The sequence below is a fragment of the Microbacterium sp. AC132 genome (assembly GCF_979258525.1).
In genome coordinates this window covers 3,247,237-3,262,154 of sequence record NZ_OZ409862.1, presented here as the reverse complement: position 1 = coordinate 3,262,154, position 14,918 = coordinate 3,247,237, and the positions used below count along the sequence as shown (strand labels likewise).

The 14,918-nt window shown below is 68.3% G+C and carries 15 protein-coding genes; 9 read left to right on the top strand and 6 right to left on the bottom strand.

What is annotated here, in order from left to right; genetic code table 11:
* Positions 1-10 precede the first annotated feature (10 nt).
* The 5 genes from ACZZZQ_RS15695 (at position 11) to ACZZZQ_RS15675 (ending at position 4,885) form a co-directional block, all read left to right on the top strand.
* The gene (locus ACZZZQ_RS15695) at positions 11-1,216 is read left to right on the top strand and encodes a PucR family transcriptional regulator (RefSeq protein ID WP_463508102.1); all 1,206 of its coding nucleotides are present in this window, start codon (positions 11-13) and stop codon (positions 1,214-1,216) included.
* A 105-nt stretch (positions 1,217-1,321) separates the two neighbouring features.
* A complete protein-coding gene (locus ACZZZQ_RS15690; RefSeq protein ID WP_463507893.1) occupies positions 1,322-2,242 on the top strand; it encodes an ACP S-malonyltransferase in 921 nt (306 codons plus the stop codon).
* Complete coding sequence (locus ACZZZQ_RS15685; RefSeq protein WP_053096388.1) at positions 2,239-3,240, top strand: beta-ketoacyl-ACP synthase III; 1,002 nt, start codon at positions 2,239-2,241, stop codon at positions 3,238-3,240. Before ACZZZQ_RS15690 ends, ACZZZQ_RS15685 begins: the two co-directional genes overlap by 4 nt.
* Before the next feature lie 68 nt (positions 3,241-3,308).
* A complete protein-coding gene (locus ACZZZQ_RS15680) occupies positions 3,309-3,557 on the top strand; it encodes an acyl carrier protein (RefSeq protein WP_017202249.1) in 249 nt (82 codons plus the stop codon).
* 89 nt (positions 3,558-3,646) lie between these two features.
* Positions 3,647-4,885, top strand: a complete 1,239-nt coding sequence (locus ACZZZQ_RS15675) for a beta-ketoacyl-[acyl-carrier-protein] synthase family protein (protein WP_056278865.1) — start codon at positions 3,647-3,649, stop codon at positions 4,883-4,885.
* Positions 4,886-4,950: 65 nt separating this feature from the next.
* Here the strand turns inward: ACZZZQ_RS15675 and yczE are convergent, their stop codons facing one another.
* Positions 4,951-5,607 carry a membrane protein YczE gene (gene yczE / locus ACZZZQ_RS15670; RefSeq protein WP_072591365.1) on the bottom strand — a complete coding sequence of 219 codons (657 nt, stop codon included), beginning with the start codon at positions 5,605-5,607 and terminating at the stop codon, positions 4,951-4,953.
* A 95-nt stretch (positions 5,608-5,702) separates the two neighbouring features.
* On the opposite strand from yczE, the gene yczR reads away from it, so the two are divergent.
* Entirely contained in the window at positions 5,703-7,106 is a 1,404-nt protein-coding gene (gene yczR / locus ACZZZQ_RS15665; RefSeq protein ID WP_463507892.1) for a MocR-like transcription factor YczR, read from the top strand.
* A 139-nt stretch (positions 7,107-7,245) separates the two neighbouring features.
* Here the strand turns inward: yczR and ACZZZQ_RS15660 are convergent, their stop codons facing one another.
* Both ACZZZQ_RS15660 and ACZZZQ_RS15655 read right to left on the bottom strand, forming a co-directional pair.
* Positions 7,246-7,749 (bottom strand): DUF3145 domain-containing protein, encoded by a 504-nt coding sequence (locus ACZZZQ_RS15660; protein WP_053096393.1) that lies wholly within the window; start codon positions 7,747-7,749, stop codon positions 7,246-7,248.
* Between the two features lie 188 nt (positions 7,750-7,937).
* Positions 7,938-8,711 carry a hypothetical protein gene (locus tag ACZZZQ_RS15655; RefSeq protein WP_053096395.1) on the bottom strand — a complete coding sequence of 258 codons (774 nt, stop codon included), beginning with the start codon at positions 8,709-8,711 and terminating at the stop codon, positions 7,938-7,940.
* A 176-nt stretch (positions 8,712-8,887) separates the two neighbouring features.
* On the opposite strand from ACZZZQ_RS15655, the gene ACZZZQ_RS15650 reads away from it, so the two are divergent.
* The 3 genes from ACZZZQ_RS15650 to ACZZZQ_RS15640 are packed head-to-tail and all read left to right on the top strand — an operon-like array spanning position 8,888 to position 12,475.
* Entirely contained in the window at positions 8,888-10,891 is a 2,004-nt protein-coding gene (locus ACZZZQ_RS15650) for a DUF262 domain-containing protein (RefSeq protein ID WP_463507891.1), read from the top strand.
* Between the two features lies 1 nt (position 10,892).
* Positions 10,893-12,140, top strand: coding sequence for an alpha/beta fold hydrolase (locus tag ACZZZQ_RS15645; protein WP_463507890.1), 1,248 nt, complete (start codon positions 10,893-10,895; stop codon positions 12,138-12,140).
* A gap of 53 nt (positions 12,141-12,193) precedes the next feature.
* The gene (locus tag ACZZZQ_RS15640; protein WP_463507889.1) at positions 12,194-12,475 is read left to right on the top strand and encodes a hypothetical protein; all 282 of its coding nucleotides are present in this window, start codon (positions 12,194-12,196) and stop codon (positions 12,473-12,475) included.
* Positions 12,476-12,571: 96 nt separating this feature from the next.
* Here the strand turns inward: ACZZZQ_RS15640 and ACZZZQ_RS15635 are convergent, their stop codons facing one another.
* From ACZZZQ_RS15635 to glgA, 3 genes are all read right to left on the bottom strand, one after another.
* Positions 12,572-12,829, bottom strand: a complete 258-nt coding sequence (locus ACZZZQ_RS15635) for a type B 50S ribosomal protein L31 (RefSeq protein WP_042537536.1) — start codon at positions 12,827-12,829, stop codon at positions 12,572-12,574.
* A 91-nt stretch (positions 12,830-12,920) separates the two neighbouring features.
* Positions 12,921-13,706 carry an ABC transporter ATP-binding protein gene (locus ACZZZQ_RS15630; protein ID WP_053096402.1) on the bottom strand — a complete coding sequence of 262 codons (786 nt, stop codon included), beginning with the start codon at positions 13,704-13,706 and terminating at the stop codon, positions 12,921-12,923.
* 17 nt (positions 13,707-13,723) lie between these two features.
* Entirely contained in the window at positions 13,724-14,908 is a 1,185-nt protein-coding gene (gene glgA / locus ACZZZQ_RS15625) for a glycogen synthase (RefSeq protein WP_053096404.1), read from the bottom strand.
* Between the last annotated feature and the right edge of the window lie 10 nt (positions 14,909-14,918).

Below are 14,918 nucleotides of genomic sequence, written 5' to 3'. Positions count from 1 at the left end.
TTCGCGCGGCATGGACAAGTCCGCCACGCTCACCTGGCTGCGCCGGATCTCCGGTGACATCGCCTCGGTGACGATCAAGCGCCTCGAGGACACCCTCCCGTGGTACGCCGACATGCCACCAGCCCGCCGCTCTGCGGTCGGGCTGGTGGCCCAGGCGGGCATCACCTCGTTCATCCAGTGGTACGAGGACCCGACGTCGACGCCGTGGATCGCCGCCGACATCTTCGCGGCGGCACCGCGCGAGCTGCTCCGCAGCGTCAGCCTGCAGCAGACCCTCCAGTTGATCCGCGTCACCGTCGAGGTGACGGAAGAGAGGGTCGCGGGTCGGGGTGCAGATCTCCGCGAGGCGATCCTCCTCTACTCTCGCGACGTGGCCTTCGCCGCGGCCGACGTCTACGCCCGCGCTGCTGAGGCCCGCGGCCTCTGGGATGCCAGGCTCGAGGCGCTCGTCGTCGACTCGATCCTGACCGGCGAAGCCGACGAAGAGCTGCCGAGTCGCATCGCCGCGCTGGGCTGGCACGGACACGGCGAGGTCGCGGTGCTGGTGGGCACGACTCCCCCGCAGTTCGATGTCGATCTGGTGCGTCGCACGGCACGCAAGCTCGCAGTCGATGTGCTGATCGGCGTGCAGGGCTCGCGCCTCGTTCTCGTCATCGGGCGGGCACGCGTCGCCGGCCAGGAGCTCGCGGAGGGCGAAGAGGACGAACTCGGCTTCGAAGAGATCGCGACGCGCCTCGAGCCCTCCTTCGGTCCGGGCTACGTCGTGCTCGGCCCCGCGGTCGCCGCGCTCGTCGACGCGAGCCAGAGCGCCCGAGCCGCCCTCGCCGGGTTCGCCGTGGCGCGGGCGTGGCGGAGCGCTCCGCGGCCCGTCGACGCCGACGACCTGCTTCCCGAGCGTGCCCTCGCCGGTGATCCTCTCGCCAAGCAGACGCTGATCGAGCGCATCTACCGACCGCTGCAGGCGCATTCGACCGACCTGGTGACGACGCTGTGGAGCTACCTCGACAACGGTCGCTCGCTCGAGGCGACCGCCCGCGAGCTGTTCGTGCACCCGAACACCGTGCGCTATCGCCTGAAGCGCGTCAGCGAGGTCATCGGTTGGGACGCCACGGGCCCACGTGAGGCTCTGATCCTGCAGACGGCGCTCATCCTCGGTTCGATCGGCGCCGCCGAGCAGGTGCGACGTCGCCCTCCGCTGCGGCGTCCCGCACGCTGATCGCCGCGCCAGACACCCTTCAGCTGTACGCCACACACAAGGGTTCTTCGGAATCTTGTGATGGATCATCCACCACTTCTGTCAGATCGTTGGCAGACTGGGGTGGTGATTGTCGTCGTATGCCCTGGACAGGGCTCGCAGACCCCCGGTTTCCTCTCCCCCTGGCTCGAGCTGGACGGCGTGACGGAGACTCTCGCCTCGTACTCCGAGGCGTCCGAGGTCGACCTCCGGCAGCACGGAACGGTGTCGGATGCTGACACGATCCGCGACACGCGCGTCGCCCAGCCGCTGATCGTCGCCGCGTCCCTCATCGCCGCCGCCGCACTCACCGCTCGCGCGGGACGCCGAGCAGACGGCGTCGCCGGACACTCCGTCGGCGAGATCGCCGCACTCGTCGGCAGCGGAGTGATCGATGCCGAGACCGGCATGCGCCTCGTCGGCATCCGCGGCCGCGCGATGGCCGATGCCGCCGCCCAGACTCCGACCGGCATGAGCGCCGTGCTCGGCGGAGACGAGGAGGCCATCCTCACCCGTCTGAGCGAGCTCGGCCTCTCCCCCGCCAACTACAACGGTGGCGGCCAGCTCGTCGTGGCCGGTGAGCTCGCCAGGCTCGACGCTCTCGCCACCGAGCCCGTCAAGGGCACCCGCGTCATCCCTCTGCAGGTGGCGGGCGCGTTCCACACCTCGTTCATGGGGTCGGCCGTCGCCGCGCTGCGTGACGCCGTGTCGACCGTGACTCCCGCAGATCCCGACATCACACTGTGGACCAACCGCGACGGCTCGGTCGTCAGTGACGGTTCGCAGGCCTTGACCTATCTCGTCGACCAGGTCTCCTCGCCGGTGCGCTGGGACCTGTGCATGGCCTCGTTCGCCGACCAGGGCATCACCGGCCTGATCGAGCTCGCCCCGGCGGGCGCGCTGACCGGTCTCGCCAAGCGCGGCCTGCGCGGCGTGCCGACCGTCGCCGTGAAGACCCCCGATGATCTCGATGCGGCCGTCGCGCTGCTGAACGGAGAAGCCGCATGAGCCCCACCCTGAACCAGATCACCGGTCCCGCCTACACCCGCATCTACTCCTTCGGCGCTGCCCGGGGCGAGAACGCCGTGCCGAACGAGGACCTCATCGGACCGATCGACTCGAGCGACGAGTGGATCCGCCAGCGGACCGGCATCGTCACACGTGTTCGCGCGGACAAGGACACGGACGCGATCGATCTCGCCGCGATCGCCGGCGCTGAGGCCATCGAGAAGTCGGGGATCCCCGCTGACCAGGTCGACCTCGTGATCGTCGCCACCATCAGCAACCCCAAGCAGTCGCCGTCGGTGTCCGCGATCGTCGCCGACCGCGTCGGTGCGAACCCCGCCGCGGCCTACGACGTGAACGCCGCCTGCGCCGGCTATGCCTATGCGATCACCCAGGCGGATGCGCTGATCAGGTCCGGCGCCGCCCGCTACGCGCTCGTGATCGGAACCGAGAAGCTGTCCGACGTCGTCGATCCGACCGACCGCAGCATCTCGTTCCTGCTGGGCGACGGTGCCGGAGCCGCGCTCATCGGCCCGAGCGACACGCCGGGCATCGCGCCCGCAGTGTGGGGATCGGACGGGTCGAAGGCCGACGCTGTCGGCATGAATGCGACGCTCACCGAGTTCCGCGACGGCGAGGTGCCGTGGCCCACCCTTCGTCAGGAGGGCCAGACGGTCTTCCGCTGGGCGGTCTGGGAGATGGCGAAGGTCGCGCGCGAGGCGCTCGACCGGGCCGGCGTCGAGCCGACGGACATCGCCGCCTTCATCCCGCACCAGGCGAACATGCGCATCATCGACGAGTTCGCGAAGCAGCTCAAGCTTCCGGAGAGCACCGTGATCGCCCGCGACATCGAGACCACCGGCAACACGTCGGCGGCCTCCATCCCGCTCGCGAGTCACCGTCTGATGGCCGAGCACCCCGAGCTCTCGGGCGGCCTCGCACTGCAGATCGGCTTCGGCGCGGGTCTCGTGTTCGCCGCTCAGGTCGTCGTCCTTCCCTGACAACGCGCCGACTTTCCCTAGACTGTTCCACGGTTCCGAATACAACCCGTAAGAAAGAGGAAGACCACATGGCTTTCACCAACGATGAGGTCCTCGCTGGCCTCGCAGAGCTGATCACCGACGAGACCGGCATCAACGCCTCCGAGGTCGCCCTCGAGAAGTCGTTCACCGACGACCTCGACATCGACTCGATCTCGATGATGACGATCGTCGTCAACGCCGAGGAGAAGTTCGGCGTCACCATCCCCGACGACGAGGTCAAGAACCTCAAGACCGTCGGCGACGCCGTCAACTTCATCGTCGCAGGCCAGGAGTAATCCACGCAGGATGCCACCCCGCATCTGCGGGGCGTGGCATCCTCCGCCTTGCCCGCCCTCTGCTCGACCCGCCTGACAAGGAACCACACATGACCAAGCGCATCGTCGTCACCGGCATCGGCGCCACGTCCGCCATCGGCGGGACAGCTCCCGAGAACTGGACGAACCTGCTCGCAGGCCAGTCCGGCACCCGCACTCTCGAGCACGACTGGGTGCAGCAGTACGAACTCCCCGTGACCTTCGCCGCTGAGGCGATCGTCCGCCCCGAAGAGGTCCTTCCCCGCCACGAGGCGAAGCGTCTCGACCCGTCGTCGCAGTTCGCGCTCATCGCGGCGCGCGAGGCATGGGCGGATGCCGGCTCGCCCGAGGTCGCACCCGAGCGCCTCGGTGTCGACTTCGCCACCGGCATCGGCGGCCTCTGGACCCTCCTCGACGCCTGGGACACTCTGCGCGAGAAGGGACCGCGCCGGGTGATGCCCCTGACCGTTCCGATGCTGATGCCGAACGCCGCTGCCGGCAACCTGTCGCTGCAGTTCCAGGCTCGCGCCTACGCGCAGACCGTCGTGAGTGCCTGCGCATCGAGCACCGAGTCGATCATCCACGCCTTCCACCACCTGCAGGACGGTCTCGCCGACGTCGTGATCGCGGGTGGCACCGAATCCGCCATCCACCCGATCACGATGGCGTCCTTCGCCTCGGCTCAGGCCCTGTCGCGGCGCAATGACGACCCGGCGACCGCCTCGCGCCCCGGCGCGATCGACCGTGACGGCTTCGTGATGGGAGAGGGCGCTGCGGCGCTGATCCTCGAGACCGAGGAGCACGCACGGGCGCGCGGCGCCAAGATCTACGGCTACGTGCTCGGCGGTGGCGTCACGGCAGACGCCTACCACATCACGGGCAATGACCCCGAGGGCACCGGTGCCGCCCGCGCCGTCACCCAGGCTCTCGACGAGGCCGGCATCAGCGCCGACCAGGTGGCCCACATCAACGCCCACGCGACGTCGACCCCGGTCGGCGACCCCAACGAGTACGTCGCACTCAAGAAGGTCTTCGGCGACCGGATCGATGAGATCCCCGTGTCGGCCACGAAGGCGTCGACGGGGCACCTGCTCGGCGGCACCGGAGCCCTCGAGGCGATCTTCTCGCTGCTCGCCCTGCGGGACCGCGTCGCTCCGCCGACCATCAACATGACCGAGCCCGACCCGGCCGTGCCGTTCAAGCTCTCAGGTGAACCGCAGCCCCTCGGCGACGGTCAGCTCTACGCGATCAGCAACTCGTTCGGCTTCGGCGGGCACAACGCCGTCGCCGTGTTCGCAAGCGCCGACTGACTGAGGTGGAAGAGAGAACGGCCCCCGGGTGATCCCGGGGGCCGTTGTCGTCGACAGCGGTGGGACTACGCGCGGGCGAGCTGTCGTGAGCGAGCCGCCCGCACCCTCGTCGTCCAGGGCAGGAACCACCCGATCAGCGGCCCCACTCCGAACGCGAAGAGCACGGTTCCCACGCCCACAGGTCCGCCGAGCAGGAACCCGATCAGCAGCACGCTGCCCTCGATCAGAGTGCGGACGAGCCAGACCGGCCAGCCCGTTCGCCCGACGAGACCCGTCATGAGGCCGTCGCGCGGGCCGGGACCGAAGTCCGCGGCGATGTAGAGCCCGGTGGCGAACGCGAGGAGCAGCAGCCCCGCCACGAACATCGGGGCACCCACCCACACCGACGGGGGCACGGGGAGGAGGAAGAGTGCGAGATCTGCACTCGGTCCGACGAGCAGTGCATTGAGCAGCGTGCCGAGACCGACGCGCTGCCGCAGGGGGATCCACAGGAGCAGCACCAGCACGGAGACGAGCACCGTCACCACCCCGTAGCCGATGCCTGCGTTTCCGGCGATGCCGAGAGCGAGGACATCCCAGGGCGCGACGCCGATGCCTCCGCGCACCATCAGACCGAGTGCCACACCGTAGAGGAACAGCCCGACGAGCAACTGGACGATGCGCTCGACGACGTCACGACGACTGGTGGCTGCGATGGGGAGGAAGACGGAGCGGAGCTGCATCCCTCCATCGTGCACCCGCCGCGGATGCGCGCCAGACGTCCACTCGACGAGAAGTGGCCTGCTTTCCTCAGGCCACTTTGCGGCATGCTGGACAGATGACCTCACGACTCGTCCAGCAGCTCGGCGCACAGAACGTCGCCGGCGGTACAGCGAAGGCCCTGGCCGAACAGATCCGTGCGCTGATCCTCGACGGTCGACTGACGGTGGGCGAGCGTCTGCCGTCCGAGCGAGCGCTCGCCCTCGAGCTGCGACGGTCCCGCTCCACCACGACCCGCGTGTACGGGCTCCTCGAGGTCGACGGCTACGTCTCGCGTCGGCACGGAGGCAGCACCCGTGTCACACTTCCGCACACCGCAGCACGTGTCGGTCCTGTGGCTGACGCCTCGGCGATCGATCTGTCGATCGCCTCGATGGATTCGACGCCGGGGCTGTACGACGCGACGGTACGATCGCTCCCCCGTCTGGCCGCGCTGCGCGGCACGAGCGGATACTCGCTGCAGGGCCTTCCCGAGCTGCGTGACGCAGTCGCCGAGCGCTTCACGCAGCGGGGGCTCCCGACGGATGCCGACGAGATCATGATCACGTCCGGCGCCCTCCACGCGTTCAACCTGGTGCTCGCGACGATCGGCCGACGCGGAGAGCGTGCACTCGTCGAGCAGCCGACCTTCCCGCACGCTCTCGAGGCGCTCCACCGCCATGGCTACCGACTGGTGCCGACTCCGGTGGATGTCACCGGGTGGGATGAGCGCCACATCGCCGACACGCTTCTTCGCAGTCGCCCCCACCTGGCCTATCTGATCCCCGACTTCCACAATCCCACCGGCGCGACGCTGCCCGACACGGCCCGGTCACGCATAGCGGCGACGGCGCAGAGCGTCGGGACCCATCTCGTCGTCGACGAGACGACCGCGGAGCTCGACATCGATCGCGGCTGGTCTCCACGTCCTCTGGCGGCGTTCGGCCCGCGCGTGATCACCGTCGGCTCGATGTCGAAGATCGCCTGGGGCGGCATGCGCATCGGCTGGATCCGTGCCGACCGCGCGATGATCACCCGCCTGCTCGCCGTCCGCCCCTCGTTCGAGCTCGGCACGGCGCTGCTCGAGCAGTGCATCGCCGTCGAGCTACTGCGCGAGATGCCCGCTCTCACCGCGCACGTCGCGTCACGCCTGCACGCGGGTCGGGATGCCGTGGCGGTGGGACTCGAATCGATCGAGAGCCTCTCGATGCCTCAGACGAACGGCGGACTGTCCGCCTGGCTCGATCTCGGCGCTCCCGTCTCGACGGAGTTGTCGCTGGCCGCACGTGATCACGGGCTGATCCTCCCGCCCGGACCTCGCTTCTCCACGGGTGGCGTGCTCGAGCGGCGCCTGCGCATCCCGATCACGCTGCCCCCGGAGCGCACCGCCGAGGCGATGCAGCGACTGCGGCTCGCGTGGGACGACGTGATGTCCGGCGGAACCACCGCCCGCACCGACATGGCCCGGTCAGCCGTCATCTGACGGACGAAGACCCCGTCCCTGTTGTCCAGGGGCGGGGTCCTCGTCATGTATGGAAAGGGAATTCGCCTTCTCAGCGTCCGGGATCGCTCACCGGCATCCGATACTCGCGCCTTCCCCTTCCAGGCCTGTGGGCGGCTGCCTAGCCGACCTTGTGCAGCCACACGACACGCGCGTCATCGCTCGCGTGGCGGAACGGCTCCAGCTCCTCGTCCCAGGCCGAGCCGAGTGCGATGTCGAGTTCACGCTGCAGCTCGGTCGCGCTCCCGGCCGCGATCTCCATCGCGTAGCGGATGCGGTCCTCGCCGATGACGATGTTTCCGGCCGCGTCCGTCTGGGCGTAGTGGATCCCGAGGTCGGGAGTGTGCAGCCAGCGCCCGCCGTCACTGCGAGGAGTCGGATCCTCGGTCACCTCGAAGCGGAGATGCTCCCAGCCGCGGATCGCGGTCGCGAGAGCAGCGCCCGTGCCGACCGGACCATCCCAGTAGAACTCGGCGCGGCGTGCGCCGTCGAGCACGGGCTGGTCGCTCCAGTCGAAGTTCACCGCACGACCGATGGCGCGTCCTACCGCCCATTCCAGGTGCGGGCAGAGCGCGCGAGGTGCAGAGTGGATGAACACCACTCCGCGTGCGTAAGCCGTCGCCATGATCTCTCCGTTTCATCAGGTGCGTCTTCCCCAACGACCTGAAACACCGAGAACTGGCGTGAATATGCGGTTATGGGGCTATTCTCGCCCAGACCAGGCGAAATCACAAGCATGTGATTCCACGAAGAAGGCCCCGGTCACGAGGACCGGGGCCTTCGGACCGTCGCCGGTCCTGATTCGGATGAGGCTCAGGCCTCGCTCATGGCCTGCTTGACCTGCTGCCCCTTGGCGGCGTAGTACGCGGCACGGGCGGCGTCACGGCGAGCCTGCTCGGCGTACCCGGCCTCGAGGACCTCCTGCGGGACCTCGACGTTCGGCACGTCCTGGGTGCCGTGGTACTTCTCGATGTAGGCGTCGAGCTCAGGGCCGGACGTCCACGACGTGATGAGGCAGTAGCGGGGCTCGGTGCCCACGTGCGTCGCGGCGTGCCACAGACGCTGCGTGTCGACGATGAGCTGTGCACCGGCGGGCAGGGCGATGCGGTACTCGATGCTCGGGTCCGTGCGGTTCTCGCGCAGGACGAAGAAGCTGTCCTTGTCGTCGCTGAGGTTGAAGAATCCGCGCACGACCCATCCGGTGCCGTCGGGGTTCAGGCGGTTGTTGTCGTCCTGGTGGAGGTTGTACAGGCACTCGCCGTACGGGGTCGGCTGCAGCTCGATGACGCGGCAGCGACCGACGTTGGCGCCGGGCTCCTGTGCGCGACGCGTGAGGTTCGGAGCCTTCGCCGTCTGCGAGTCGATCCAGACGCCGTCCTTGTCGGTGCGCGGCGGCTTGTGGTTCCAGAAGCCGTTGCACTCGATCTCGCCCTTGGCGCTGGCGAGCGGCGCGAAGCGGGTGTCGCCCGACGACTTCCAGTCGTTGTACTCGATGTCGAGCCACTCCTTGGGGTCGAGCTCCTGGTCGTAGCTGTCGAGCACCACGAAGCCCTTGTCTTCGAGCGCCTTCGATTTGATGTATCCCATGATCTAGGTCATGTCCCTTCATCGGGGGCCAGCACGTTTTAACAGGCCCTGATAAGGCAAGCCTAACAGGGCACCTCTGGAGCGCCGCCGAGGGCCGCCGTGAATAAGCGAATAGACTGAATCGGGCGCCTGGCGACTCCTCGGCGCCGGGCGTTACGGGAGGACGAGACACCAGCATGAGCACTGCGACCAACGTCGAGGCGACAGCTGTCAACACGATCGAGTGGCTCGCAGAGGACTCCACGACCATCGTCGTGCCGGTGTACCAGCGCCAGTACCGGTGGGACATCGGCGGGTGCGAGCAGCTTCTCTCGGACGTCCGTGCGGTCGCCCGCGAGGACTCATCCCACCGCCACTTCATCGGGTCGATCCTGTCGGCGGCCGACGACAGCGATGCCGACACCGACCTCGTCCTGATCGACGGGCAGCAGCGCATCACCACGCTGATGCTGCTGGTCGCGGCCCTTCGGCATGCGGTCCAGGACTCCGACCCCCGGCTCGCCGCCGATCTCGACCGCGTGCTCGTGCGCCCCGACGACCCCACCCGCACGAAGCTGCGCCCGCACGACGCGTGGGCCGAGCTCTACGAATCCGTGGTGCTCGAACGCGACGGCCACGCCGACCGCGAGTCGCGGTTCGATGACAACTACGCGTTCTTCCGCAGCCAGGTGCACGCCGATGAAGCCCCGCTCATCTGGGCCGGTCTGCAGAAGCTCGAGCACGTGTCGATCACGCTCGGTGCCGACGCGAACGCCCAGCAGATCTTCGCGAGCCTGAACTCGACGGGCGAGCCGCTGCGCGACCACGAGCTCATCCACAACTACATGCTCATGGGCCTGACCCACACGGAGCAGCTCGAGGTCGAGGAGCGGTTCTGGCTTCCGATCGAACGGCACACAGGAGAGGCGATCGGAGCCTTCTGGCGGCACTATCTGGTGATGACGACGGGACGGGAGGTCGCCGCCAACGGCGAGCACGGCGTCTACAGCGCGTTCCGGCAGTCGTTCCCTCGCGTCGGCCTGGACCATCTGCAGGCGGATGCCGAGGTCTGGCGCCACTACGCCGAGATCTACGGCATCCTGCTCGATCCTTCGCGCGAGCAGGACCCGGAGATCGCCCGGCAATTGCGCTACGTCAACACCTTCGGCCGGGCGTCCTCCCCTCTCGTCCTCAGCGTCTACAGCGAGCACGCCCGAGGTCTGATCGAGCGGGATGAGCTCGTCGAGACTCTCGAGTGCATCCAGGCGATGTACCTGCGGCGGACGCTCGTCAATCTTCCGAACGAGCGCCTGGTCGCCCGTCTCTGCCGCGCACGTGCGCATGGGCGCGACGCCCTGGCTCGCGCCTTCGCCCGCATCACCCCGTCTGACGAACGGGTGAGTGCGGTGGTGAAGTACAGCGAGCTCGCGCACCCGGCATACGTGCTGGGCCGCATCGAGGGGGTCGATGACCCGATCGACTTCGATGTCGAGCACATCGTGCCCACGGTGCCCAGCGACAGCTGGTCCGGCGACGGCGTGCGCCAGTGGATCGAGTACTCGGACGACGAACGCAACGCGCATCGTGCTCTCGCACCCACGCTCGGCAACCTCACGCTTCTCGAGCAGCGTCTTTCGGAGCGGGTCTTCGGAGAGTCCTATTCCGTCAAGCGCGACTCCGCGTACGCCCGCAGCACGATCGCCGAGACGAAGGCGCTCGCGGCCACCGACACCTGGGGCACCGCGGCCATCTCGCAGCGCACGATCCGCCTGACCGCAGACCTGCTGCGGATCTGGGCCCGCCCCGCACTGCCGGAGATCGATGACGACGGCCTCACTCCCATCCTCGATGCCGTCCGCCGTCGTGGATGGCCCGCCGGGTGGGAACGCGAGTTCGAGTACGTCGAATACCGCGGAGAGCGCTGGGAGGTCTTCGACGTCAAGCACCTCTTCAACCGCGTCTTCCGCCGCTCCTGGACCGACACCCGCGCGGCCGCCGTGTCGTACTGCGCCGCTCACGGCGGTCCGATCTACGACACCATGGCCTGGAAGGGTCAGTGGGACCAGCTGGACGAGACGCACCACCTCTACATGGGGTGGGATTCGAACTACATGATGAACGCAGTGCAGGGCGTGCTCCACGAGGCCGACATCGCCTCGGAGGTCTTCGTCAAGTACTCCTACATCGGGAATGTGATGTGACATGACCACCACCATCCACCGCCTCTTCGACCTCACGATCGAGGAGCACACTCTGACCGTGCCGCTCGTCTGGGGCGACGCCGCAGACACCCGCACGATCGACATCTTCGCCCGCGTCGTCACCCGCGAGGGAGGCGAGCGACTCCCCTTCCTCGTCTACCTGCAGGGCGGCCCCGGTCACGAAGCGCCGCGACCCTTCCACGCCTCATCCTCCCCCGCCTGGCTCGACGAGGCCCTCGCTCACTACCGCGTCGTGATGCTCGACCAGCGCGGCACCGGCCTGTCCACGCCCGTGGGCGACGGCGACCTCGCACGAGGCTCCGAGGCAGTGGCCGAGTACCTGACCCATCTCCGCGCGGACTCGATCGTCCGGGACTGCGAGGCGATGCGCGAGCACCTCAGCGCCGAGACGTGGAGCGTGCTCGGCCAGTCGTTCGGCGGGTTCACGACCTTGGCCTATCTCTCCACCGATGCGGACTCGCTGGCGGACGTCTTCATCACGGGCGGCCTGAGCACCGTCGATCGTCATCCTGACGAGGTGTACGCGCTCTGCTATGACAAGATGCGCGCGGCCTCCGAGCAGTACTACCGGCGATTCCCGCAGCATCGCGACGTCATGCGGGGTCTGGTCGATCGGGCAGCGGCCGGCGACATCGTGCTCCCCGACGGCGAGGTGGTGTCGCCGTCTCGACTGCGCTCTGTGGGTTCGGCGCTCGGCACGAACGAGGGCTGGCAGACCCTGTGGTCGCTCCTGGAGCGAGATGCCGCATCGAACGCGTTCCGCCACGACCTCATGCACGCGCTGCCCTACAGCGGGCGCAACCCGCTCTACTTCGTCTTCCACGAGTCGAGCTACGCCAGCGGACACGCGACCCGCTGGTCCGCCGAGCGGACGGAGCCCCAGGACTTCCGGGACGACCTCACGCTGTTCACCGGAGAGCACATCCGCCGCGACTGGACCGAGACCGTGCCGGCCTTCCGGCCGTGGCGCGATGTGACGCTCGCGCTCGCCGAGTTCGAGTGGCCGCGCATCTACGACGAGGTCGCGATCGCCACCTCGGGTGCGACGGGCGCGGCCGCCGTGTACGTGAACGACGTCTACGTGCCGCTGGAGTACTCCCTCGAGACCGCGCGCCTGCTGCCGGGCGTGAAGCTCTGGGTGACGAGCGAACACGAGCACAACGGCCTGCGGTCGGGTCCCGTGCTGACGCATCTCATCGATCTCGCCCAGGGCCGACGCATCCGCTGAGGATCCTCCTGCAGACGGATGCCGATCGGAGCCGTCCCGCCTAGCCTGGAGTCATGGCCGACATTCTCGGGACCCTGCTGACGATCGCGATCCTCCTCGTGGCCGCGACCGCGGTCGTGGTGATGATCGTGGCGGTCTACGCCCGTACTCCGCTCGAGAAGAAGTACGAGAGCGCGGGCGGCGGCCTGGGCGGATCGTTCGACGCGGTGTGGATGCCGTCGGCGCACGAAGCCGGTGCCGAGCGAGACCGTCAGACTCAGCGCACCGCCCCCGCACCGGCCCCTGGCGACCCGCTGGGCCGCATCGACGGAGAGCGCATCGTCATCGACGTCTGACGACTCGCGCGCTCTCCGACCGCAGAAGACGAACCCACTGCAGACGACGAAGGCCCCGTGTTCCGAGGAACACGGGGCCTTCGATCGCGGGGGTCGTTACTTGGACGATCCGCCGAAGCCCTTGAAGCGCTGGTTGAACTTCTCGACGCGACCGGCCGAGTCCATGATGCGCTGCTTGCCCGTGTAGAACGGGTGCGATGCCGAGGAGATCTCGACGTCGATCACCGGGTACTCGACGCCGTCGAGCTCGATGGTCTTGTCGCTCGAGACAGTCGAACGGGTGAGGAACGTCTCGCCCGAGCCGAGGTCGCGGAACACGACAGCCTTGTACACGGGGTGAATGTCAGTCTTCATGGGATTCCTTAGTTGCTGCCCTGGATTGTGCCAGGGACGAGGGAAGTCTGCGGTGCAGAGAGCACCAAGGATCGATTCTATCAGATGCGCATCAGGATGCCGCGCGGGCCGCATAGCGACCCTCTTCGCTGCTGAGGACGATCGGCATGCCGAACGTCTCGGTCAGAGCCTCGGCCGTCAGGGTCTCGGCGACGGGCCCGGCGGCGACGATGCGCCCCTCGCGCATCAGCAGCACATGAGTGAATCCGACCGGGATCTCCTCGACGTGGTGCGTGACCATCAGCATCGCCGGCGTCGTCGGCGACGACGCATAGCCGCTCAGGAGTGCAAGGAGCTCCTCGCGAGAGCCGAGGTCGAGAGACGCGGTCGGCTCGTCGAGCAGCAGCAGCTCGGGATCGGTCATCACGGCGCGGGCGATCTGCACGCGCTTCTGCTCGCCGTCGCTCAGCGTGCCGAAGGTCCGGTCGGCGAGGTGGTCGAGTCGCCAGTCGCCGAGGACGCGCAGCGCACGACGTTCGTCGATGTCCTCATAGCTCTCGTTCCATCGCCCGAGCACGGAGTATGCCGCTGTGAGCACCGTGTTCAGAACCGTCTCTTCGCGCGGAACGCGCTTCGCCATCGCGGAGGAGGCGAAGCCGATGCGCGGGCGCAGCTCGAACACATCCGTGCGTCCGAGGGTCTCTCCCAGCACCGTGACGGTTCCCGAGGTCGGGTGCATCAGCGTGTCCGCCAGCTGGAGCAGCGTCGTCTTGCCTGCACCGTTGGGTCCGAGGATCACCCACCGCTGATCATCGTCGACCTGCCAGGTCACGTGATCGATGATGTTGCGCCCCTCGCGGCGCACGACGACGTCGGTGAATTCCAGAGCGCTCGACATGCCTCCAGCCTATCGGCTCAGGCGGTCAGCTCCGCGTACAGCGCGCGCGTGGTGTCGGCGATCGCGCCCCAGCTGAACTCGTCGCGAGCCCGCTCCCGGCCGGCCGCACCATAGGCACGGGCTCGCTCGGGATCGGACGTCACCTCGGTGAGCACGTCAGCGAGGTCGGCGACGTAGCGCTCCGGATCGACCGGCGTCCCCGTGCCGTCCTGGAGCTGCTCGATCGGCACCAGGCGGCCGGTGACCCCGTCGTCGACGACTTCGGGGATTCCGCCGGTCGCCGTGCCGACGACGGCAGCGCCGCAGGCCATGGCCTCGAGGTTCACGATTCCCAGCGGCTCGTAGACGGACGGGCACACGAATGTCGTCGCCGCGGTGAGGATGGCCGACAGCTCGTCGCGCGGCAGCATCCGATCGATCCAGACGACGCCCTCGCGGGTCTGCTGGAGAAGCCGTACGCCCTCCTGCACCTCCGCCATGATCTCGGGGGTGTCCGGCGCGCCGGCGCAGAGGATGAGCTGCACCTCCGGGGGCAGCAGACGAGCGGCCTGAAGGAGGTACGGCAGGCCCTTCTGCCGGGTGATCCGGCCGACGAACACGACGGACGGCCTGGTCGGGTCCATACCGACCGACTCGAGGAACGCCGGGTTCTGCACCGGCCGCCAGCGATCCACGTCGATGCCGTTGTGGATCACGCGCACCCGGGTCGGGTCGACCGACGGGTAGCTCCGCAGGATGTCCTCGCGCATGCCGGCGCTGACCGCGATCACCGCCGCGGCGTTCTCGTACGCGAGCTTCTCGATTCCGCTCGACACCGCGTATCCCCCGCCGAGCTGCTCGGCCTTCCACGGGCGGAGCGGTTCCAGGCTGTGCGCGGTGAGGACGTGCGGGATGCCGTGAAGCTGAGAGGCGATGTGCCCGGCGAAGTTCGCGTACCAGGTGTGACTGTGCACGAGATCGGCGTCCGAGATCGCCGCGACGATCTCGAGGTCCGTCCCGAGGGTCTGCAGCGCGGGGTTCGCGGAGGCCAGTCCTGAAGGTGTCCGGTAGGCGAAAGTTCCCGCCTCGTCACGAGGAGCTCCGAAGGCTCTGACCTGTACATCGATATTCTGCCGCAGGGCCGTGACGAGCTCGGCGACGTGCACACCGGCACCTCCGTAGATCTCCGGCGGGTATTCCTTCGTGATCATCTCGACGCGCATGTCTAGACGG